This is a genomic window from Dyadobacter sp., from assembly GCF_039919315.1.
Lineage (GTDB): Bacteria > Bacteroidota > Bacteroidia > Cytophagales > Spirosomataceae > Dyadobacter.
In genome coordinates this window covers 162,012-185,227 of record NZ_JBDSFX010000057.1, presented here as the reverse complement: position 1 = coordinate 185,227, position 23,216 = coordinate 162,012, and the positions used below count along the sequence as shown (strand labels likewise).

General features: G+C 44.9%; 20 protein-coding genes. 13 read left to right on the top strand and 7 right to left on the bottom strand.

The window, feature by feature from the left end; all coding sequences use genetic code 11:
• Positions 1-145 precede the first annotated feature (145 nt).
• The 3 genes from ABIO93_RS16780 to ABIO93_RS16770 all read left to right on the top strand — a co-directional run bounded on the left by ABIO93_RS16780 (position 146) and on the right by ABIO93_RS16770 (position 4,173).
• Positions 146-1,528 (top strand): NAD(P)/FAD-dependent oxidoreductase, encoded by a 1,383-nt coding sequence (locus tag ABIO93_RS16780; protein WP_348069676.1) that lies wholly within the window; start codon positions 146-148, stop codon positions 1,526-1,528.
• Positions 1,529-1,645: 117 nt separating this feature from the next.
• Complete coding sequence (locus ABIO93_RS16775; protein WP_348069749.1) at positions 1,646-1,945, top strand: DUF3817 domain-containing protein; 300 nt, start codon at positions 1,646-1,648, stop codon at positions 1,943-1,945.
• Positions 1,946-1,995: 50 nt separating this feature from the next.
• A complete protein-coding gene (locus ABIO93_RS16770; protein WP_348069674.1) occupies positions 1,996-4,173 on the top strand; it encodes a DUF5916 domain-containing protein in 2,178 nt (725 codons plus the stop codon).
• Between the two features lie 3 nt (positions 4,174-4,176).
• Here the strand turns inward: ABIO93_RS16770 and ABIO93_RS16765 are convergent, their stop codons facing one another.
• Together ABIO93_RS16765 and ABIO93_RS16760 are read right to left on the bottom strand one after the other, a co-directional pair.
• On the bottom strand, positions 4,177-5,556 hold the full coding sequence (locus ABIO93_RS16765; RefSeq protein ID WP_348069672.1) for a leucine-rich repeat domain-containing protein: 1,380 nt from the start codon (positions 5,554-5,556) through the stop codon (positions 4,177-4,179).
• Between the two features lie 135 nt (positions 5,557-5,691).
• Positions 5,692-6,666 (bottom strand): polyprenyl synthetase family protein, encoded by a 975-nt coding sequence (locus ABIO93_RS16760; RefSeq protein WP_348069670.1) that lies wholly within the window; start codon positions 6,664-6,666, stop codon positions 5,692-5,694.
• A 227-nt stretch (positions 6,667-6,893) separates the two neighbouring features.
• Between ABIO93_RS16760 and ABIO93_RS16755 the strand changes: the two genes are divergently transcribed.
• Positions 6,894-7,802, top strand: coding sequence for a patatin-like phospholipase family protein (locus tag ABIO93_RS16755; protein ID WP_348069668.1), 909 nt, complete (start codon positions 6,894-6,896; stop codon positions 7,800-7,802).
• 58 nt (positions 7,803-7,860) lie between these two features.
• Here the strand turns inward: ABIO93_RS16755 and ABIO93_RS16750 are convergent, their stop codons facing one another.
• Entirely contained in the window at positions 7,861-11,211 is a 3,351-nt protein-coding gene (locus ABIO93_RS16750; protein ID WP_348069666.1) for a carboxypeptidase regulatory-like domain-containing protein, read from the bottom strand.
• 465 nt (positions 11,212-11,676) lie between these two features.
• Here ABIO93_RS16750 and ABIO93_RS16745 point away from each other — a divergent pair, with 465 nt between their 5' ends.
• Positions 11,677-12,453 (top strand): alpha/beta fold hydrolase, encoded by a 777-nt coding sequence (locus tag ABIO93_RS16745; protein WP_348069664.1) that lies wholly within the window; start codon positions 11,677-11,679, stop codon positions 12,451-12,453.
• Here ABIO93_RS16745 and ABIO93_RS16740 read toward each other — a convergent pair.
• Positions 12,446-12,877, bottom strand: a complete 432-nt coding sequence (locus tag ABIO93_RS16740; protein WP_348069662.1) for a hypothetical protein — start codon at positions 12,875-12,877, stop codon at positions 12,446-12,448. The two genes, ABIO93_RS16745 and ABIO93_RS16740, sit on opposite strands and share 8 nt — an antisense overlap.
• 74 nt (positions 12,878-12,951) lie before the next feature.
• Here ABIO93_RS16740 and ABIO93_RS16735 point away from each other — a divergent pair, with 74 nt between their 5' ends.
• The 5 genes from ABIO93_RS16735 (at position 12,952) to ABIO93_RS16715 (ending at position 17,185) form a co-directional block, all read left to right on the top strand.
• Positions 12,952-13,656 carry an SAM-dependent methyltransferase gene (locus ABIO93_RS16735; protein WP_348069660.1) on the top strand — a complete coding sequence of 235 codons (705 nt, stop codon included), beginning with the start codon at positions 12,952-12,954 and terminating at the stop codon, positions 13,654-13,656.
• 143 nt (positions 13,657-13,799) lie between these two features.
• Positions 13,800-14,510 (top strand): hypothetical protein, encoded by a 711-nt coding sequence (locus tag ABIO93_RS16730; protein WP_348069658.1) that lies wholly within the window; start codon positions 13,800-13,802, stop codon positions 14,508-14,510.
• A 157-nt stretch (positions 14,511-14,667) separates the two neighbouring features.
• Positions 14,668-15,306, top strand: a complete 639-nt coding sequence (locus ABIO93_RS16725; RefSeq protein WP_348069656.1) for an MBL fold metallo-hydrolase — start codon at positions 14,668-14,670, stop codon at positions 15,304-15,306.
• Positions 15,307-15,344: 38 nt separating this feature from the next.
• Complete coding sequence (gene pssA / locus ABIO93_RS16720) at positions 15,345-16,064, top strand: CDP-diacylglycerol--serine O-phosphatidyltransferase (RefSeq protein ID WP_348069654.1); 720 nt, start codon at positions 15,345-15,347, stop codon at positions 16,062-16,064.
• Positions 16,065-16,183: 119 nt separating this feature from the next.
• Positions 16,184-17,185: a beta-ketoacyl-ACP synthase III gene (locus ABIO93_RS16715; RefSeq protein ID WP_348069652.1), complete on the top strand. Its 1,002-nt coding sequence runs from the start codon at positions 16,184-16,186 to the stop codon at positions 17,183-17,185.
• A 9-nt stretch (positions 17,186-17,194) separates the two neighbouring features.
• Here ABIO93_RS16715 and ABIO93_RS16710 read toward each other — a convergent pair whose 3' ends face one another.
• Positions 17,195-17,554 carry a CoA-binding protein gene (locus tag ABIO93_RS16710; RefSeq protein WP_348069650.1) on the bottom strand — a complete coding sequence of 120 codons (360 nt, stop codon included), beginning with the start codon at positions 17,552-17,554 and terminating at the stop codon, positions 17,195-17,197.
• A gap of 145 nt (positions 17,555-17,699) precedes the next feature.
• Between ABIO93_RS16710 and ABIO93_RS16705 the strand changes: the two genes are divergently transcribed.
• Positions 17,700-18,272: an NUMOD4 domain-containing protein gene (locus tag ABIO93_RS16705; protein ID WP_348069648.1), complete on the top strand. Its 573-nt coding sequence runs from the start codon at positions 17,700-17,702 to the stop codon at positions 18,270-18,272.
• Positions 18,273-18,286: 14 nt separating this feature from the next.
• Here the strand turns inward: ABIO93_RS16705 and ABIO93_RS16700 are convergent, their stop codons facing one another.
• Positions 18,287-18,583: an iron-sulfur cluster biosynthesis family protein gene (locus ABIO93_RS16700; protein WP_348069646.1), complete on the bottom strand. Its 297-nt coding sequence runs from the start codon at positions 18,581-18,583 to the stop codon at positions 18,287-18,289.
• A 144-nt stretch (positions 18,584-18,727) separates the two neighbouring features.
• Between ABIO93_RS16700 and ABIO93_RS16695 the strand changes: the two genes are divergently transcribed.
• Together ABIO93_RS16695 and ABIO93_RS16690 are read left to right on the top strand one after the other, a co-directional pair.
• Positions 18,728-19,246 carry a hypothetical protein gene (locus ABIO93_RS16695; protein ID WP_348069644.1) on the top strand — a complete coding sequence of 173 codons (519 nt, stop codon included), beginning with the start codon at positions 18,728-18,730 and terminating at the stop codon, positions 19,244-19,246.
• A gap of 170 nt (positions 19,247-19,416) precedes the next feature.
• Entirely contained in the window at positions 19,417-21,825 is a 2,409-nt protein-coding gene (locus tag ABIO93_RS16690) for an endonuclease MutS2 (RefSeq protein ID WP_348069642.1), read from the top strand.
• A gap of 85 nt (positions 21,826-21,910) precedes the next feature.
• Here ABIO93_RS16690 and ABIO93_RS16685 read toward each other — a convergent pair whose 3' ends face one another.
• Positions 21,911-23,143, bottom strand: a complete 1,233-nt coding sequence (locus tag ABIO93_RS16685; protein WP_348069640.1) for an MFS transporter — start codon at positions 23,141-23,143, stop codon at positions 21,911-21,913.
• Positions 23,144-23,216 lie beyond the last annotated feature (73 nt).

The following is a 23,216-nucleotide window of genomic DNA, read 5'->3' as shown; positions in this document are numbered from 1 at the left end:
TAGCCAGCGCTGTTGATCCCTTTTTATTTGAAACATAACTGCCAAATAGTAAATATGTTAACCACTAACTAAAGGTTAAATTGAGTTGCGTATATAGTGTCCTAATTTCAGGTTGTTCCTCTTGAAAACATTCTGAAATCTATACATGAACACTATCACTCAACTCAGTTCCCGAAGAGAATTTCTTCGCCAGTCCGCACTGCTAGCCGGTAGCGCCGTCGTATCTGCCAATGCATTTGGTCAGGTTCAAATTGGTAAAAAAACAAAGGTTATTATCATTGGTGGCGGCTTTGCAGGACTTGCAGCGGCTTATGCATTGCGCAAAAAAAATGTAGACGTGACGGTCCTTGAGTCACGCAACAGGCTGGGTGGCCGGGTCTTTTCACATATCGTTGATCCCGCCCAAAACCTCACCGTAGAGCTCGGTGCCGAATGGGTCGGCAACTCGCACATACGCATGCGCGAGCTATGCGACGAATTTAAACTAGAGTTACTCAATAATCAGTTTGACACCCATCTTATCTATAAAAATCAATATGCCAAAAGCACCGACTGGGACTTCTCGGACGACTGGAAAGGCAAATTCAAGGTTCTTTTAAAGCAGTACCAAACGATGAGTGAGCAGGACAAGCTGCATCTGGATCAGATGGACTGGTGGCGGTATCTGGTCAATAATGGCTGCGAAGGAAAAGATCTCATCCTCCGCGAGTTATTGGATAGTACCGATTTCGGAGAAAGTATCAGGCACGTTTCCGCATTCATTGCGCTAGCGACATTTGCTGAAAGCAGTGAGAAAAACGAAATGGATCTGAAAATCAAAAATGGTAACGGAGAGCTCGCTAGAAAACTGGCTGAAAAGATCGGCCAGGAGCATATTCACACCGGCCATAAGGTCACGAAAATTGAACAGAAAAATAATGTGATCGTTCATTGCGAAAATGGCCAAACCTTCGAAGCCGATAAACTGATCTGCGCGATCCCGACATTTGCGATCAAGAACATTCAATGGGAACCCGGCTTGCCTGATGAAAAAATAAGGGCATTAAATGAACTGCAATATGCCCGTATCAACAAAAATGCGCTGCTTTTCGAGAAGAGGTTCTGGCAAGACGAAAACTTTGATATGATCACGGATCAGGTACCGCATTATTTTTACCACGCGACCAAGAATCAGCCATCCACCAAAGGTGTCCTCATTTCATACACCATCGGCGAAAAGGCGGAATTGGTGTCCAATCAAAATGATGCCTGGCGCAAAGAAATGATCCACCAAACACTTAACCCATTTTTTGGAGATGTACGCGGCATGATCGAATCCCAGGCCAATTACTACTGGGGCACCGACAGCCTCTCACAAGGCGCCTACGCCATGTATGGAATCAATCAATGGCACACGACCCGCCCCGCTTTGCAAAAACCCTTCCTCAACACACACTTTGCCGGCGAACATCTGGCCGACTGGCAAGGATTTATGGAAGGGGCTTTGGTATCCGGTGAAGCTGCGGCCCTGGAAGTAACTGCCTCATAAGATGATTTTGAAAATATCACAATTCCATGTAAAAGGTTGTTGACGAAGGTGCGTTGCAAGCATTTGAATATGTATCTTTACGACGAAAGTGCATTATTCTCATTTGTCGATTTTCTCATGATTTCTACCTTAATAAAGTCAGCACTCGGCCGTCTGCGGATCGTCGCGTTTCTTGAAGGCGTTTCTTACCTCGTTCTTTTAGGCATTGCAATGCCATTAAAATATATCGCTGGCATCCCCCAGGCTGTTCGTGTAGTTGGCATGGCCCATGGCGTGCTGTTCGTTTTGTTTGTCATTTTGCTCATTCAGGTCGCTACCGAGCGGAGCTGGACATTCAAAAAATCATCCCTGTCGTTCTTCTCTTCCCTGGTTCCTTTCGGCACATTTTATGCGGATGCCAGGTGGTTCAGAAGCTGAATGTGCCTAATCCTTAGTCAATTATACTTCCTACACCCCCAACCGATCAAGTGCAACGTAATTTCATCCTAACCCAAATCATTTTCTGTTTAATCGTTTTTCAAAGTTTAGCTCAGAAACCCAACGAAAATTATCAATACCACATCCACACCGCTACTTCCCCGCTAACCATTGATGGGGTAGCGGACGACATTGCATGGTCTGCCACAGAAACGGCGAAGGACTTCTTCATGATCACTCCCATGGACACCAGCTTCTCGCGTGCAGAGACGGAGGTGAAAATGTGCTACGATAAAAACAACCTTTACATTCTCGTTATTAATTACAAAACAGTCAAAGGATCCATCATTGTGGAGTCTCTGAAACGGGATTTCGCGTTTGGGAAAAATGATAATTTTCTCCTTTTCATGGATACCTTCGACGATAAGACCAATGGCTTTTCGTTTGGTGCTAATGCGGCGGGTGCACCCTGGGACGGCCAGCAGGGCGACGGCGGAACGGTGGACCTGAGCTGGGACAATAAATGGGTCAGCTCGGTTAAAAATGATGACGATAAATGGGTTTGGGAAGCAGCTATTCCCTTCAAAAGCATTCGCTATAAGCCGGGTATCACCCGCTGGGGGATTAATTTCAGTCGTCAGGATCTTACTATTTCCGAAAAATCGTCCTGGGCACCGGTACCAAGGCAGTTTCCATCGGCGTCGCTCGCTTACACAGGCGTGCTGGTATGGGATGTTCCACCGCCCAATCCGGGTCCTAACATTTCCATCATCCCCTACGTTGCTAACCGGTTAACGAAGGACTATCAGAAAGATACGCCGACCAAATACAAACCAACCATAGGAGGTGATGTCAAGATCGGACTGACCCCTTCGCTTAACCTCGATTTGACGGTAAATCCGGATTTCTCGCAGGTCGACGTCGATGTGCAACAGACGAACCTGGACCGTTTTGAGTTGTTTTTCCCGGAGCGCCGGCAGTTCTTTCTGGAAAACGCTGACCTTTTCGCCAATTTCGGGTACGCTACCATTCGGCCATTCTTCTCCCGTCGCATTGGGCTGGGCGTACCAATCCAGTTTGGCGCGCGTATGAGCGGGAAGATCAATAAAAACTGGCGTATCGGTGTGTTGGATGTGCAGACAGGCTCGCCCGACAGCTTGACGCCGAGAAACAATTATGCCGTTTTTGCATTGCAGAGGCAGTTGCTTGCCCGCTCCAATGTCCGGTTTATTTTTGTTAATAAGGATGCTACCAACTATTCCCTGGACCGACATTCGTCAACCAATCGCTATAACCGTAACATTGGGGCGGAATTCAACCTGGCCAGTTCCAAAAACCTGTGGACGGGTAAGGTGATGTTCCTGAAATCATTTACACCGGGAAAATCTTCGGATGATTTCACACATGCCGCCGACCTTAAATTTACCAAGGCGAACTTCTCCTGGCAGTGGCAGCATGAGTATGTGGGTAAAAATTATAATGCAGAAGTGGGTTATGTCCCCAATGCAGTGCGGCTGGGATACTACAAGATCAGTCCTAATATGGCTTATCTTTTCTTCGTCAAATCGCCAAAAATCATCAGTCACGGCCCCAAGTTGATCAGCAATGTATTTTGGGACAAAAAATTTGACCTGAGTGACCGTGAATTTATACTCTCCTATAACCTTAATTTTATCAACCGGGCCACGGTAGCGGTATGGGGATCCAGCAACTACGTGCGTCTCTTGCGTCCGTTTGACCCAACTAACCTGGGTGTAGGCACATTGCCCACGGGAAGCGAACATAATTGGAAAGCAACCGGATTTGACATCGTCTCCGGCCCGCAAAACCGCCTTACTTATGCCGCATCAGGCATTTTTGGAGGCTATTACCAGAACGGGCACCGCAATAATTTGCGCGCGGAGCTGGGATACCGGGTACAACCTTACGTGGCGATCACGATGGCCGGTAACTATAATGACATCCGCCTGCCAGAGCCGTGGAAACGTACCCAACTCTGGCTGGTAGGGCCTCGCGTGGATGTTACCTTCACCAACAGCCTGTTCTTCACCACATTCATGCAGTACAACAATCAGGCTGACAACATCAACCTGAATGCCCGTCTGCAATGGAGGTATAAGCCCGCGTCGGACTTGTTTATCGTGTATACGGATAATTATTTGCCTGAGAATTTCAGGGTTAAAAACCGCGCGATCGTGTTGAAATTTACCTATTGGTGGAATTTATAAACCTCAATAAAACACCTCGATATTCTTGTTTTTCAGAAAACTCAGCTGCTGATTGTATCGTTTTTCGGCATCCTCTTTCAGGAATGGGTTACCTCTGAGATACAGCTTATCGAGGTGTTTGATTTTGAGCAGTTGCTCCGGAAATTCAGGGAAATTATTGGATGAGAGGTCTAGTTCCTGCAAGTTGACGAAAGAGGTCAGTTCCGCAGGGAAATTGGTAAACCAGTTGTATCCCAGATCCATAATTTTTAGTTTCTGCATTTTGACGATCCGCTCCGGGAGCTTGCTCAAATGATTATGGTGCGCGTAGAGCGTGTGTACATTTTTAAGTTTGTCGATTTTTTTGGGCAATGCACTGATCTGATTGTAAGAAACGGCTAGATGCGTCAATCTTTTCAGTTTGGTAATGGATGTCGGTAGTATTTCAAGTTTGTTATAATACAGGTCCAGTACTTCCAAATTCTTCATTTTCTTAATCCCCTTTGGCAAAACAGCAATGTTGGACTTATAAAAATTCAGGTCCCGCACTTGTTTTAATTTCCGGAAACTGCGGCTGGACAATGCGGTCAAATCATTGCCGCCAAGCCAGAGTATAGCAAGCCTTTTGGAGTGCCGAACTGTGTTATTCGGCAGGTCATTGAATTTATTCTCTTTTAGGTTTAACAACGTCAGGGTTTTGTTGGGGGAAATCTCAAAACTGTTGTTACTAAGTTGATTCCCCTGCAAATGAAGTTGCGTTAGTTTGGGCAACCGTTGCATATTCAGGTTCAATGCTTGCAGTTCATTGCCCCCTAAATACAATTCTTCCAGATTAGGAAATCTGTAAACGACATCAGGTAATGTCTTCAACTCCAATTGATTCAGGTAGAGACGCTTCACTTTCAATGTGTCTTGAAACACCAATGCAGATTTCAGGTCCACAACCGAACTGTCTCCACGCCTCACCTCACGGATAACGGGCTGCTTGCCTATGTTGTGAAAAGAAACAACTGAGAATTTTCTGCCGGGTGATTTCGTCACTTTCCAGCCTTCAAAACCCGCAATAAAAGCATTTTTTGAATGCTCATCCAGTGAGTCCTTATTATATCCCTCGCCCGTCCTGACATCAAAAATGAGGTATTCGACGCTACCCGAAGCATTCAAGTAAAATTGGGTAAAAATCGCTATCCCTGGACTGGGATCTTTTGGAAATGCAGAAGCAACAACCTTACTGAACTTATCCATGACCTCTCTCGCAGCAGGGCCGTCTGCTCTTGTGTAATCATTCGCAAGAGCGACATTATTCACACCTTCCTTCACAACGTTTTTGGAGGATACTACCCTGATTTGCGCATAGGCGGTTTGCAAGCACAAACAGATTAATGCAGTTAAAATAGCTTTCATAACATAAAGGTTTTTATGGAAGTGCTAACATAACTAAAAGTTTAGTCATATTATTATAGTTACTTACATATTTTCCTTTTGCAAGAAATAGTTTAAACTTATTTACCTGATAATCAGGCTAAAAAATAAATTGATCTACTTACTTCGCTCAATAGTATACTGAACAAGCTGTTCCAATGATGTCCTGTGCGGTGAATCTGCGAACTCATTTAGCAGTACGCGAGCTTCCTCCACATAGCGTTGCATGACTTCTTGTGCATAGCGCAGCCCGCCCGAATCCTTCACAAAAGCGATCACTTCGTTGACTTTTTTGGGCTTATGACTTTCGTTGCGAATAATGTTGATAATGCGCCGTTTTTCAAGCCAGGCGGCCTGGTTCAATGCATAAATCAATGGTAGGGTCATTTTCTTTTCCTTGATATCGATGCCTAGCGGCTTTCCGATCTCGTCTTCGCCGTAGTCAAAAAGGTCGTCTTTAATTTGGAAGGCCATGCCAACTTTCTCCCCAAAGGCATGCATTTTTTTCACGACATCTGCACCCGCTCCCACTGAACTGGCCCCTACGGCACAGCACGAAGCGATCAATGATGCCGTTTTTTGCTTGATGATCTGGTAGTATACCTCCTCATTAATATCCAGCCTGCGCGCTTTTTCGATTTGGAGCAATTCTCCTTCACTGAGCTCACGCACAGCCGTCGAAACGATTTTTAGCAGATCAAATTCTTCATGATCAACGGATAGCAGAAGGCCTCTGGACAGCAGGTAGTCCCCTACCAGCACGGCTATCTTGTTCTTCCACAATGCATTGATCGAAAAAAATCCGCGGCGGTAGTTGGAATCGTCCACCACGTCGTCGTGTACCAGCGTTGCCGTATGCAGGAGCTCGATGAGCGCGCTCCCTCTGTATGTTGATTCGGTGACATTTCCGCAGACCCCGGCGGAAAGAAATACAAACATGGGACGTAATTGCTTGCCTTTGCGTCTGACGATGTAATTCATGATCTGGTCCAGCAGCATCACATCGCTCTTCATAAATTGACGAAATTTTTGCTCAAAAGCCTTCATTTCGTCTGCAATAGGAGCCTGAATATCCTGTATTGAAAGGGTCATATTAATGAACGAGGGCTGATACTCCCCTCCTGATATTAAAAAGTCGCGGACAGAGTTACCAATGGATAGATTTTCAAGAACCCTGAACTCTAATCTTCAAATTTGGAATAAAATCTTCTGTTTATATCAATTTTATTTTGAAAATGTTTAGAATTGAAGAAAAACCCGGAAGGTATAGCTTAGCGGCTGACCCGAACCTATAAAGTACACTTTGGAAAGTTATTGATATGAAAGCACTTGTCCTCGGTGGAGGATCTATGAAGGGCGCTTTTCAGGTGGGCGTGATCCAGGCAGTTCTGGAAAATGGTTTTCAGCCTGAAATGATCTACGGAATTTCGGTGGGCGCATTGAATGCTACTTTTTTGGCGAATGAAGCAGGCAAGCAAACCTTAGATAATAAAGAAGTTCAATGGTCAGTGGCGGGAAGAAGATTACTGGAATTCTGGATTAAAAATATTACCGCACCTCAGGATATCTCCATGCTGCGTTCGCGCGTCAAACTGGGGATGAGCACATTAATGAGCCGTTTCGATGGTATTGTTGATCCATTGCCGCTACATCAGTTGATTCGGAAAAATGTCAACAAAGAATATCTGAGCAATACACCTGTCAAAATCAAGGTAGGTGCTGTCAACATCGCGACCGGAGAAATGCGGTATGTGAGCCCCCAGCAGCCCAACTACCTCGATTTCGTGTTTGCCAGCTCATCCATTCCCATGCTGATGCCGGCCGTGGAAATTGAGCAGCAGCTGTACCTCGACGGCGGAATCAGGGAGGTAGCACCGATCCGGGAGGCAATAGAAGACGGTGCCACGGAAATTGTGCTGATCGCCTGCCATTCACCTCTGCTTTACCAACCCGAAGACATTAACACCCGCAACCTCATTACATTGATAGAAAGAGTGCGTGACATTACGGTCAATCAGATCGTGAATAGCAACATTGCCTGGGGAGAATCATACGTCGATCGCTCTATTCTACGGGGTAACCCAATGAAACTTACAGTAATACGCCCCATAGCACCGCTTTTTCTGGATTTGCAGCATTTCAATTCTGATGATATATCGAGGCTGATCATTGAGGGCTACCGGGCCGGAATGGAATCGGTTCTCAAAGTTGAAAAGATCCCCGAGTAAAGTAAAAGAGCCCGTTCGATTGAACGGGCTCTTTTACTTTGTATGTACTAAATTGATACTAGTTGAAAATATAACGGATACCAATCTGTGCCTGCCAAACGTCATTGATCGTTTGTGATTTCACGAATGCATCACGAACCAAGATTGGCTCGCCGTTAACAATCTGCGTTCCCATTCTGTAAGAAGGAACACCGGCTGACGACACGCTTGCAAAGTTAAGCGGATTGGACTGTGTGCTGTTAGACGAAACAGTTACCTGGTTCGCTACACCCCATTTGTTGTTGATCAGGTTACCTACATTGAAAATATCGGCTCTCAAACGAATGATGTTTTTCTTTTGTTTGGCACCAACCTTTACGTAGAAATCTTGCTCAACTGTCAAGTCAAAACGGGTCAACCATGGATAAGCGCCGCCGTTACGTTCAGAATATTTTCCTTTTCTTTCCGACAGGTAAGGATGGTTATCGATGTATTTTTGGAAAGCCTCAGTTTGCTGCTCAGGAGAGAATGTGTAGGTTTTCTTATTAACCGTGGTAGTCAAAGTCGAGAAAACGATATCAGATGCATTTTTTGGAACAAACAGCAAATCATTGTTCTGACCATCACCGTTCAAATCGGTTGAACTGATGTAAGAAATCTTGGTTCCGCTGTTAGACACGCCGCCTAATGTAAACATCGTCGCGCCTCCAAATTTGCCACCATACTCCTTGCGATAAGAAACATATCCTACAAAACGGTGACGCAAGTCATTTCCTGAATATCCAAGATCCAGGTAGTTCAATCCATTGACACCCGGTACGTTTCCTTCCACTGTACTGGATACCGAAGCAATGTCCTTAGCTTGTCCGTAAGTATAACCTACCATTCCACCGAATCCTCTGGTAGCAGGTTTTTCAAGTTTACCCGTGATCGAGTACGAGTAGCCTTTGTTGGTGTTTGTCAACACATACACATTGGAAATATCCTTGTCTACTAAACGGGCCGGAGTTACCGCAGTTCCCGTAAGACCGGAAGCAGGGAAACGATCACGACCGTCGGCTCCGCTGAAAGTAGCAGTCGGTGCTTTCAGGTTGACGTCGATGTAGCGAAGCGCATTGTAATTCTTGTTAACGATACCTTCCAATGTAGCTACTACGCCCCAGCCCAACTGCTGATCGATACCAATGTTGCTTTTCCAAACCTGTGGGAATTTCAAATTCTCATCAGACGCATTCACCTGATATCCAGTTAATTTCGCAGTATTTTTCGGAATGTAAACTGACGGATCCAATGTAAATGGATAAGCAGTAGTATTATTAAATCCAACAGTCGCTGAGTTCACACCATTGTTACCCAACTGGTTTGAAATTAACACATAAGGGATTCTTGAAAGAAACAATCCTGTTCCGCCGCGAACCTGCGTAGTATGATCTCCTTTTACGTCCCAGTTAAAACCGATACGTGGTGAAAGATAGATGCGGGCCTTAGGAACATTTCCTGTGTTGACAATGTAAGGCTGTCCTTCCGGATCTCTAAAAGTCTTTGATGCTACATCCGCATTATAATATTGCTTCGAAGTATTCGGGATCGTAATGTAATCTCCGCGAAGACCGGCAGTAACCTTGAAGTTTGAAGTAACCTGGAATTCGTCCTGTAAGTAAAGGCTGAAAGTTTGAGTCTTGAATTCCTGCCAAGGTGCTGCACCGCCCGGAAGCAATGAGTAACGATAGTTGAAACGAACCAATGTATCAGGAGCAACTGTCAGGTTCGGATTAGCAAGGTATGCATTCGCTGCATTCTTGAAATCCTGGATCGATTTGAAAACGTAAACGCCGTTTGATGTCGGGAAGAACAGGTTATTGGATTTGAAATGCTCGTAAGCCGCACCCAATGTCAATGTATGCTTTCCTGCGAAATACGTCAGGTTATCTGTCAAATTGAATGTCGCGTAGTCCAGACGGTTATTTGGCGTAAATGGATCGGAACCGATGGTAGTATAAGTAGATCCGTCTTTCTGGATTTCAACCGTTGGGAAGATCGGTGCTTTGTACTTTCTGTCCTCGATTTGCTTGTTGAATGTTCCGATCAGGTTGTTGGCAAATTTACCTCCGAAATTGGAATTCAGTTCCGCTACGAATGAACGGGTGTTGTCCTGAATGATGTAACCTGTGTTCTGTGGAGAAATCGCTGAAAGTGAGTTGGTACGGTTACCAAAACCCGCCGTGTTACTACTATTGCTCTGGCTGATCAAAACGTCAGAATCAGAATCGTGGTGCGAGTAACGCAATGTCAGCTTATGCTTGTCGCTGATGTTATAATCGATACGGGCAAGGAATTTCTTGCTCGTGTTTTCATTGTTAAAACCATCGATCGCTCCGATATCATAGTTGAACTTTTCTTTCATGAAAGAACCAAGGTCTTCCAGATCAGCCGCTGTGGTACGGGAAACGTTGCTTCCTGTCTGGCCACGGTTCAATACAAAATCAAGCGCCGGGCTGGAACGTTTTACAAATTCGCCATTGACGAAGAAGAACAGTTTGTTTTTAATGATCGGCCCGCCCAGTCTGAAACCGGTTGTTTTTTCACTAAAGTCATTGATATTGATCTTATTACCGTCCGGTTTGTTACCTGCAAGGCTTTCGTTTTTCAAAAAGTGAAAAACCGATCCTGAAAATTCATTAGTACCTGAACGCGTTACTGCATTGATACCCGCTCCTGCGAAACCTGACTGGCGAACGTCATAAGGTGCAATGTTGATCTGCACCTCTTCAATCGCGTCCAGAGAAATGGCTGATGAACCAGTACGGCCACCTGCCGCCGCCTCATTTCCCAAACCGAAACCGTTGTTGAAAACAGAACCGTCAATGGTAAAGTTGTTGTACCGACTGTCCTGGCCTCCGAATGAGCGGCCATTGCTGTAAGCATTGTACTTGGTGATGTCGTTCAATGTACGTCCAAGTGTCGGAAGGCTTGTGATCAAACCCTTGTTGAATGTAGTAGCGGCACCGGTACGGTCCGAGCTAAAAATATCGCTTCCAGCTCCTGTAACGATCACCTCGCTCAACTGCGTCCCGCCGTCTTTCAGATCGAAATTAACATTGGCTGCTGTTCCAAGGTTAGCGAAAATGTTCTCCTGCGCCTGGTCGCTGAAACCTACGAATGATACTGTAACTGTGTAAGGCCCTCCTACCCGGACCGCCGGGATGGTGTAAAGACCTTGCTCATTGGTAATAGAACCATACTTTGAACCGGATGGAACGTGGATAGCAACGACAGTAGCACCTGGAAGCACTTCACCTTTGCTGTCGGCTACATGGCCGGTAATTGCTGATGAAGTAACCTGAGCCTGAACACTAGGACTCAGTAGAGATAATAGTAGTACAACCAGCGAGAGGCCCGCTGCCCTGGAAAGTAAACTTTTCCCGTTCATAGATGTTGGTGATTTGGTTTGTAATATTAGAAGCTGTCATCTGGGGACGATGAGTAATATTTGATGCAAAATAATACCTTTTTTGTTTCAATAACAAAACTCTAAATCCTACTAAAATACAATACTAATCCGCGTAACTGCCTGACCTATTGGAATAATGCAGAATAGTGTACCAATACTTCAATATTTTGAAATTATCAAATTATTAAAAATTATCAATACATGCCTTACGCGATTTTAAACCGAATTTTAAGCTTTGAAAAACTTTTTTTCACATTTTCTGGCAGTAGCTGAAAGACATGGAGAACGGCCTTTGTTACCATATTGTTAATTTTTTCCAAACGGATACTTTCACCGTCACAAAAATAGTGCCCACCTTTGCGGGCCAGGGGGGAATAAAAACCTTGTTAAGATAAATAGAACTATTTCTATCAACAAATTTTACAATAGCATTTATCATCGCATATGCAGCTCAACTTTAAACAAATCGGAGAAACTGGTAAGCCATTGATTATTCTGCACGGCGTTTTTGGTTTTCTGGATAACTGGCTTACCATCAGCAAGGCGATTGCAGATAATGGCTTTAAAGTATATCTCGTGGATCAGCGGCATCACGGTCGTTCGCCGCAGGAAGGCCCGCTCAATTTCCCGACACTAGCCGCCGACCTGAAAGAGTTTCTCGAGCAGCAGCAAATTATCGACCCCATTTTGGTGGGACATTCAATGGGCGGAAAAACAGTGATGGAATATGCGGTAACTTATCCGGGGACTTTTGAAAAGCTGGTAGTGGTGGATATCGGCCCCAAAGCCTACCCCATTCATCATACCAAAATATTGAAAGGATTAAATGCTATTCCTGTCGATACAATTGAAAACCGCAACCAGGCGGACGAAATTCTGAGTGAATACGAGCCGCTTTTATCGGTGAGGCAATTTCTTTTGAAAAATCTTTACCGGAAGGATGAAGGTGGATTTGGCTGGCGGTTCAATTTGCCATTATTAAGCACAGATATGGCCAATGTAGGGGCGGAAATCAATTCCAGTCAAAAAGTGGAAACACCGGCATTATTTATGCGGGGCGAGAAGAGCACTTATATTCTGGACGAAGACCTGGAAGGTATTTTAGACTTGTTCCCCAATGCCCGGCTGGAAACTATTATCGGAGCCGGTCACTGGGTACAGGCGGAACAACCGAAAGCGTTTGTAGCTACTTTACTTGAATTTTTGGAAGTGACTATCTGACATATTTTCTTCTGAGGTTGTTACAGGATGAAACGATCATCTGATCGTCACTCACGCTCAGCTCCCAGGTAGGGCAATTGACACAGTTAACCGAAGCGCAAATCGGGTTGGCAGGTAATGCTAGTTGGGGTTTGATGTCCATCAGCTGATTGTTAATAATGAGCGATTTGGGGGCACAGCATGCCGGGGTACCATCCGTATTCAGTATAACCCCATCGCTGCGAAATACCAGTGTATCGGTCTTGGTAGCGCTCACTGATTCCCATACATTCTTATTATCCAGAGAGGTTCTTTCTATTTCAATTAGGTGCCAGGGCCCTTGGATTGTCAGAAAATCCGCAAATGACATGGCACCATCGATACTATCTTTCTTACACGACAGCAACAGTACCAGGAACAAGGGAATATATAGCAGTTGTTTCATTGTTTTATCTTTGTTCACGCATCTATGAACCATTTGCAGCCTATATGGTTGGAAATATTTAAAAATTCTTAAAAATGAATAACCCGGAATTATCGCTTTATCTGATTCCAACAATCCTGGCGGAAGAAACGCAGCAAAATGTGCTCAGTCCGCAGATTAAGGAAGCGGTCGGTGAGCTCAATGTGTTCTTTGTTGAGAATGTCCGCACAGCCCGGCGCTTCATCAGTAGCTTGAAATTGGGTAAAGTAATAGACGACCTGACCTTCATCGAGCTGCATAAAGACACGCCCAAGTCAGTGACTGCGCAGGAATTGAAAAAGCTTACGCAGAATGCAGGTGTCATTTCGGAGGCAGGATGCCCGGGCGTGGCTGATCCCGGCGCGGTGGCCGTGCATCTTGCGCATCAGATGGGTATACGGGTGGTCCCGCTTGTGGGGCCTTCGTCAATCCTGCTGGCGTTAATGTCGTCGGGCATGAGCGGCCAGTCCTTTGCTTTTCACGGCTACCTGCCCATTGACAGAGCCTTGCGAAAAAAAGAAATCCAGAATCTTGAAAGAGACGCCAGACAGCGGCAGCAGACCCAGATATTCATGGAAACGCCTTTTCGGAACAATCAGCTGATGGAGGCGGTATTGGAAGCCTGCGCGCCGGATACATTACTGTGCATTGCGTCCAATGTGACGGCACCTGACGAATTTATCAAAACCATGTCTGTCAAAAACTGGAAATCAAATTTGCCCGACCTGCACAAAAAGCCCACTATTTTTATTATCGGTTAAATCGTCATCTATAACCGATTACTAGTCAAATATTTGAAAAATTAACCACAGGGTATAGTTACTTTCTTTCCAACCAAACATTCCTGAATCCAATCTTATTTGAAAGTGATTCGTTTTCAAATAATAAAAATCAATTCAAAGTCATGAAAAAATGGATGGTATGGACCAGTTTGTCTCTCGCTGCAATGTTGGCAGGATGTAATGACGACGGCCTGGACGCGATTACAACAGTTGATTCCAATTTCGAAACCGGTACGGACAATTGGGTTGCCGAATTTGCGGAATATGATACGACAACAGTCGATAGTACATTAACGATGAAATTCGCGCAGACCAGACTACCTACCGGCCTGGACACTTCACAGCATGCATTCCGGATACAGAGCACAAATCGCAGCGATGATATGTTTATGTATCTGAAGAAAAAAGTGACGGGATTTGTGCCTAATGCTACCTATCTCGTCCAGTTTGACATTAACCTGGCTACAAACTATCCTGCCAATAGTATAGGAGTTGGCGGCTCACCGGGAAGTTCCGTGTATTTCAAAGTCGGTGCTTCGGGAGCGGAACCAGCCAGAAAGCTGCAAAAGACTTTCTATCAATTTACATTGGATAAAGGTCAGCAGTCGCAAGGCGGTGTAGACGCTATTGTTCTTGGCGATGTCGCCAATGGCCGCGAAGATTCAAAGTACGCATTGATCAAAAAGACAAATTCGGACAAACCATTCACTATTAAGGCCAATGCCAACGGCGAAATCTGGCTATTTGTAGGAACGGACTCCGGTTATGAGGGTTTGACAGTATTATACTACGACAGGATCAAGGTTACCATTACCGAGCAACAGATCAATTAATTCGCAACGCTTCATCAACTTTAAAAAACGTCGCTGCATCTTCGGATGTGGCGGCGTTTTTCTTTTGAAGGATATTAGCAAACCGTTTCGGGACGGTTTCCAAAGTGTTTCGTAACTTCGCCACGAAATAAAAACACTGCCTTAAATCGTTACCTGAATGGTGCAAATACAGACTTTTGTCTTCAATCCCTTTTCCGAAAACACATACCTGCTTTCCGACGAAACCGGTGAAGCCATTATCATTGATCCCGGTTGCTATGACCAGGCTGAATACAAAGAACTGACAGATCACATTGCTGCCAACAATCTGACACCCTTAAAGATCATCAACACACATGCCCATATCGACCACGTTCTCGGAATCGCTGCGCTCAAAAGGAAATACAACATTCCTTTTTATCTGCACCGGCTCGACGAACCTGTGTTAAAAGCTGTAAAAAGTTATGCATCCAACTACGGTTTTGCAGTTTTTGATGAACCTGAAATCGATCATTACCTGGTAGAAGGAGAGTCGGTGACGTTTGGAAACACTACGTTAAAAGTCATTTTTGTCCCCGGCCATGCGCCAGGCCACGTAGCTTTTGTGAACGACGAACAAAAGTTTGTCATAGGTGGCGATGTGCTTTTTCATTTATCCATCGGCCGCACCGACCTACCGGGCGGCGACCATGCCACATTACTGTCCAGCATTCGCACGCAGCTTTTCACATTACCGGACGAGTACCAGGTTTTTCCGGGTCATATGCAGTCCACTACTATTGGTTTTGAAAAGAAACACAATCCCTTTTTCAGATAATCATTACCTTTTCTGTTCATCACCTTACCTCCGTCCCTATGATCCGTCGCAACCTTCCGAATGCACTCACTTGTGGAAATCTGCTTTGCGGATGTATTGGTGTTGTGGAAGCGTTTCATAATAACCTGCTTCTATCCTGTGCATTAATCGGAATTGCGCTGATTTTTGATTTTTTCGACGGATTTCTTGCCCGTATATTAAAGGTGAGCTCAGCTATCGGAAAAGATCTCGATTCACTCGCTGACATGGTCACGTTCGGGCTTTTACCGTCCATTATCCTGTATCAGCTGCTGATGCAGAGCATTCCCGACCTTTTGGGGATATGGAAAGCTTATCCTGCATTCATTATGGCGATATTTTCAGCGATCAGGCTGGCCAAATTCAATAATGACCCCCGACAGAGCGATTCATTCATTGGCGTCCCTACCCCGGCCAACGCAATGCTCATAGGCTCTCTCCCGCTGATCGTACATACCCAGGACGTATTTTGGAAAGATCTGATCATTAACACCAATAATTTACTCATCCTTACTGTCGTCATGTCCTATTTACTGGTCATGGAAATGCCGTTGATCGCATTAAAATTCAAGCATTTTCAATGGAAAGGAAACGAAGCACGGTTCATTCTGATCATCCTCACCATGGTGTTATTGATCACGCTGAAAATTCTGGCGGTACCTGCTATTCTCATCATTTATATCCTGCTTTCAGTAGTTGAGAATCTCAGGAAAAAGAAGGAATCAATTGGTAACCAATAGTTTTTATTGCAATTTTGTAGTTATTTTAAGTATATCACCTCGCATATAAAACCGTGTAATGAGATTGGATGAGGGCTTTCCCAACTATTTCATTACCAGCTCATTTTAGTATATATAGTATGACATTGTCGCGCATTACAGGACTCGGTTATTATGTTCCTGAGAACGTTGTTACCAATAATGACCTGACCCAATGGATGGAGACTTCCGACGAATGGATCCAGGAAAGAACAGGAATTCGTGAGCGGCGTTATTTTGAATTTGGAAAAGACACCAATTACAGCATGGCCGCTGCCGCTTCCCGGCAAGCACTCGATCGCGCCGGACTAACGCCCAACGACATCGATGTCATTGTGTACGCCACCATCACCCCCGACTATTTTTTTCCGGGTTCCGCATTTTTGATGCAAAGAGAACTCGGTATGGACGGCAAACCCGTGATCGACATCAGGGAGCAATGCTCGGGCTTCGTTTATGCCCTTTCAATCGCCGATCAGTTTATCAAATCGGGCATGTACAAAACCGCGCTCGTAGTAGGCTCCGAAATACAGTCCACCTGGATTGATAAAAGCACGGCAGGCCGAAACACTGCTGTCATATTCGGAGATGGTGCTGGGGCAGCAGTCCTGACCGCCACTGAAGATCCACAACATTGTATATTATCTACACACCTTCACGCAGATGGGCGCTATGCGGAAGAGCTCTACGTACGCGATCCCGGAAGCAGCCGCGCAAGTAGGCCGGTCACCAAAGAACTGATCGAGGAAGGTGGATTTAATGTCTTTATGAACGGCAATGCAGTCTTCAAACATGCCATTGTTCGCTTTGGGGAGGTCATTAATGAAGCCCTGGCAGCGAACGGATACACGGCCGGCGATCTGGACTTACTAGTGCCCCACCAGGCCAATATCCGCATCAGCGACTATGTAAGACAGCAATTAGGATTGTCAGAATCCCAGGTTATCAACAATTTGCAGCGTTTTGGAAACACCACGGCGGCCTCCATTCCGATCGCCCTTTCGGAAGCATGGGAGAATAAGCAGCTGAAAGATGGCGACTTATTATGCCTTGCTGCATTCGGAAGCGGCTTTACCTGGGCATCGGCGCTGATCCGCTGGTAACACAAGCTGTTAATATTGTCCAATCGACAACATTACAAGTGTACACGCTTCGATTGGTATGATATTTTTATTAAGTAAGATGTTTTTAAATTCAGAATTTTCTGTACCAGGGTTAAAGATAACGCGTTTAGGATTTAACGAAATGATGTAGTCGTAGTATTCAGGCTGGTGGCTTGGGTTAATGTACAGGGTAACGGTATCTACATCTTCCCATTTTATTTTTTCCAAATGAATTTCTTCGCCTAACGCTAACCCTTTTCTGCGACCGAGAAGCAGTATGGGATGTCCGTAATTTCTGAGTTTTTGAGCCGCCAGGTAAGCGTACCTGGATGGATTGGAAGATGCTCCTATGATAAGAGTACGTTTCATACTTTTTGAAATTGGTGAATAATAAGAATCCAGGATTTCCACACACTAAAAGAACAACGAAATAGCACAAAAACGTTTCCGGGGAAATTTGGGAGTAACATCAGTGTAATAAATCCTTTGAACCTAATAATATATCTTGATCAAAATGAATGAGTTAAATGTAAGTCGGAGTTTCTGGAACGAAAAGTGGGCAAAAATAAAATTCGACGAAATCGAGAACGCTCCTCATTACGAAGTATCCAATTATGGAAGGTTAAAGAGTTTTCAGAATAATCCCAAGGAAGGCGTTATCATAAAAGGATCGGTTATCCAGGGTTACAGATCATTGAATATCCGTGTGTCAGGAGGCAAAACCATCAACCGTTACGTACATAAATTGGTTGCCGAGTATTTTGTGGACAAAACGAGCGATGAACACACATTTGTGATTCACGTGGACTTCGAAAAACAAAACAATTATTTCGAAAATCTGAAATGGGTTACCAAAGCAGAAATGATCGATCACAATCGGGAGAACCCTGCTTTCATCAACCGTGTCATCCCAAGGCGTACTAAAAATTACAAGCTGACCGAGAGCAAAGTTCGAATCATTAAGAAATTGCTTAAAAACGATAATAACCGTTTGAAAATGATCGCCAAGCAGTTTGGAATTACACATACGCAACTCAACCGCATACGTTCCGGAGAGAATTGGAAACATGTAACCATTGAGGATTGATTGATTTACTAAATTCATTTTTTTTCTGCGGAGGAAACCGTATAACCGCTGCCGTTCGCTCCTTCCTCGTAGTCGACAGATACGCCGATCACATACATGAGATGGCGTTTGTCTATGAAAACCTGAATTCCTTCTATCAGATAGGTTTGATCAAATTCTGTGGCGGTATCAAAGCCAAGTAAAAAGGTGCCGCTGCATGCGCCACCGCGTAGGCCTACCCTGAGTCCATAGGTATCCGGAATTTTATTGGCTTCTAATGTTGTCTTGATTTCTAGCTTGGCTTTCTCCGTTAGCTGGATAGGACTTTCCATATAATAACTTCAATCTGTGTCTTTCGTTACCGTTAACACGAATCTTTCCGGCCGTGTTCCATGCGTATTTTAAATAAATAACTGCTTAATCTGGGCAATCCCTTAATTTTGCCCTTCGTTTTAGCATAAAATTATTGACGATATATGGAATTCTATTTGCTGCTTACCATCCTTTTGCTTGGAGCTGTCATCGCTTTTTCAATTTACCTCACCATTAACACGGTCGCTGACAAGTTTTTCCTCAAACAGAAACTGGATATCAGAAGTAAAAATACTGAGATCACACTTCCATTGCGATTGCAGGCTTACGAGCGTATGTGTCTTTTCCTGGAACGTATCAGTCCCAGCAATTTGTTGCTACGGCTGGTGCCATCGGCTATGACTGCGCTCGAATTACAACAAATTCTCTTACATGACATCCGGGAAGAGTATAATCACAATGTTGCCCAGCAATTATATATGAGTACAGCGGCCTGGGAGCAGATTAACAATGCCATGAACGAAACAGTCGCGGCCATTAACCAGGCTGCATTGGAAGTAACAGCCGATGCTCCTCCCGCCGATCTGGCTAAGAAAATTTTTGCGCAGGTGATCGACAAAGACGTCCAGCCGGTAACCCATGCATTGAAAATATTAAAAGAGGAAGTGAGGATGCTGTTTTGAGCGGATAGCTGTTGGTTCTAGCCGTTAGCTTTTAGCTATTGGCCTTTAAAGCTCTTTAACCATTACCAACTGCAGGCGTTGGTCAATGGCAGAAAAACTCCACCTTATCTCAAAGTCAATAAAAATAAAAAAAGCTAACAGCTAACAGCCAACAGCAAAAAAAGAAACAAATGCTCTACCCAAATACATTAGAACAAAAACTAGGCTTTGACAAGCTAAGAGAGCGACTTAAAGAAGCTTGTATCAGTCCCCTGGGCCAGGGATTTGTAGAGAAAATTAAATTTTCAGAGAACTTTGGTTTGGTAGAAAAACTGGTGAGCCAGACTGCCGAAATGCAACGTATTATGCAGATCGGTGAAAACTTTCCATCCCAGAATTATATAGATGCGACCTCCTACCTGCGAAGAGCTGCCATTGAAGGAATGCTCCTCACCCAGCCCGAGTTTTCAGACTTAAAAGTATCCCTGCAAACGATCAGGCTATGCCTTCGCTTTTTCGAAAATCAGGAGGCAGAGTCGTTCCCGATTTTGGGAGAGTATGCCAAGACCATCAGAGTAGAAAAAGAGATTACTGATGCCATTGACCGCATTATTGATGATCGCGGACAGATCCGGGACTCAGCTTCTTCTGAGCTGTCACGGATCAGGAAAAAGCTTATTTCAGAACAGGCGGGAATCAGAAAAAAACTGGATTCCATTCTAAAATCCGCCCGAAGCAGTGGCTGGATCGGTGATGATGTATCGCTGACGATCCGTAACGGACGAATGGTTATCCCGGTTGCGGCGGAACATAAAAGAAAAGTGACAGGCTTTATCCATGATGAATCCGCTACCGGACAAACCGTTTTTATTGAACCTACTGACGTCTTTGAATCCAATAACGAAATCCGAGAGCTGGAATATGAAGAGCGAAGGGAGATCAACCGGATACTTCTTGAACTGACAGCAAAACTTCGTCCATTTGTCCCCGATCTGCAAAAAGCGTATCAGTTTTTAGGCTTGATGGATTTTCTGCGGGCAAAGGCAAAACTGGCCGCTGAAATGGGTGCTATCAATCCCCCATTCAGTAATCGCCAGTTTATTGAATGGCGTGACGCGCGCCACCCATTGTTGCATTTATCATTTCAAAAACAAGGGAAAAAAGTAGTTCCGCTCAACATTGAACTTAAAGATAATCAGCGCATTCTAATCGTTTCCGGACCCAATGCGGGTGGTAAATCCGTGTCACTCAAAACGGTGGGGTTGATTCAGTATATGTTTCAATGTGGGTTGCTGGTGCCGGTGGCGGAAGGCTCATCCATGGGTTTTTTCCAAAATATCTTTATTGATATTGGCGACGAGCAATCATTAGAGAATGACCTGAGTACATATAGCTCCCATCTTACCAACATGCGGCATTTTTTGACGCTTGCGAACAAACGAACACTTTTCCTGATCGATGAGTTTGGTACCGGAACGGAACCGGGTCTGGGCGGGGCTATTGCGGAAGCTATTCTTGAAAACCTGACAAAATCAGGTGCATTTGGTGTGATCAATACCCATTACACTAACCTGAAAGTACTGGCCGACAAAATGGACGGTCTCGTCAACGGGGCAATGCGTTTTGATGGAGAGCATCTCGAACCGCTTTACCAGCTTGAAATCGGAAGACCAGGTAGTTCATTTGCATTTGAAATTGCTTCCAAAATCGGGTTACCGGATGCGGTCATTCATAGAGCGAAAGAAAAACTGGGAAACCAGCAGGTTAACTTTGAAAAACTGTTGAAGGAACTGGATATCGAGAGAAGGGTTTTCGCTGAAAAGAACATTGAAATCGGTGTAAAAGAGCGTAAGTTGGCTAAACAACTGGCGGGCTACACTTCTTTAAAAGAAAAACTCGAAATCAATGAGAAGAAAATCGTCAACGAAGCCAAGCAAAAGGCCAAGAACCTGATTTCCGACGCCAATCAGCTCATTGAAAACACGATTCGTGAAATAAAGGAAAATAAGGCTGAGAAGGAAAAAACCAAGACCGTCAGAACCGTACTTGAAACGTTTGGCAAGAAAAACCTGGAACTGGAAGTAGTACCGGAGCCTGTCACGACCGAAGAGGTTTTCGAACCGGAAGCGGGCGACATTGTGCCGGGAAGCTACGTGAGGATCATCGGACAAACGGCGATTGGCGAGGTAATGGCCATAAAGGGCAAGGACATTGAAATCAGGATCGGTGATCTGAAATCCAATATCAAGCTGAACAGGTTGGAAAAAGTATCCAACAAAACCTACAAGGAGGCAACCGGCGAGAAAAAGTTAAAAACGAGCGCGAAGGGAGTTGACCTGAACGAGCGAATGATGAATTTCAGTTTCAACCTCGATATGCGCGGAAAACGTGGAGAAGAGGCGTTGGGACTTGTGGATCAGTTTATGGATAATGCCATTATGCTCGGTTACGACGAACTGCGGATCGTCCACGGCAAAGGCGATGGAATTTTGCGTACACTCGTACGTAACCATTTGCGCGGCTACTCGCAGGTATCAGGCATGCAGGACGAGCATCCCGATCGCGGCGGTGCAGGCGTGACGATCGTTAAACTGAAATAATAATTGCCTTGTAAGACAAATAAGGGGAATGACCGACGTCATTCCCCTTATTTTATGTATTCATCCGAACATTGCCCGGTAGCTATTAATGTGCTGCTGCGGTTGCTGGTACCTGCTTGCGGTTTTTCATCCAGAAGTATAGGAAGCCGAATGCGATGATCAGTACCACCGGGAACAGGATCATTGTACTTAATGTGGCTTGCCCCGCGGCGAGTTCCATTTCATCACCAGTCAGTCCGGCTGCCATTTTTTCAGCTTTCGCGTCATCAAGCCATTTACCGATTACAGGCTGCCAGATCGCAGTGGAGAACATCCCTACGCCACCGACGATTGACATACCAAGTGCACCGCTTAGAGGTACATTCTGAGCTACGAAACCAATCATGGTAGGCCAGAAAAGTCCTACTCCCATTGCGAAGATAACTGCCGCTGCATAAGCAGTTGGGCCAGTTACTGTGCTGAACAGGTAAATACCTATTGCTGCCAGTATAGATGATCCCCAAAGTATACCCGTCGCCCCAATGGTGGCGACAATCCCGTGTGCAAAGAATCTGATCAAGGCCATCAATCCCGTTACCAGTGCCAGGATCAACATCGGGCTTGCACCGCTTTTACTCATGATCAAGCCGGTCCATTGCTGAGGGCCGAACTCGCTGATGGCAGTAAATGCCATACAAACGAATATGAATATGAACAATGGCGTTGCCATTGCTTTCAGGTTTTCACCAATTGAAGTAACGCCGTCCACGTGTGGTTTTGGAAAAGCTTGTCCCCAGAACAGGTAAGCATAAACCAATGTAGGGATAATGATCACCCAGATTTGTGCCTGCCATCCCAAATTTGCATCAGTCATGAACTTAGAAACAAGGCTACCTACCACGATTCCACCAGGAAACCACATGTGGAAACGGTTTAGCATTTTGTTCATCTGCAAACCAGTATAAGCATCCGCAATCATTGGGTTACAAGCCGCTTCGGTACATCCATTACCTACACCGATCAAAAATGTGGAGATCAAAAGACCGGTATAACCGCCTGAATAGATCGTCATAATGATACCGATCGCGTGGCAAACGAACGCTACCTGCATGATCGTTTTCGGCCCAACTGAGTGATAAACAAGTCCTCCGACGATCATCGCCAGGGGAAACCCGAAAAACCACATGGAGTTGATAAAACCCAGCTGTTCTGCTGAAAGATTGAATTCTGTACCCAATTGCGGAAGAATTCCGGCGCGAATACTAAAAGAGAATGCGGTGGTTATTAGCGCAAAACAACTGGCATTGAAGAGTCTTCCGCTGTTAACTGTTTGAGTCATGAGACTAAAAGGGTTTAATTATTTGAATTAGATAAATTAAGAACTTGTTGGGTTATCGTTTTTATTTAAGATT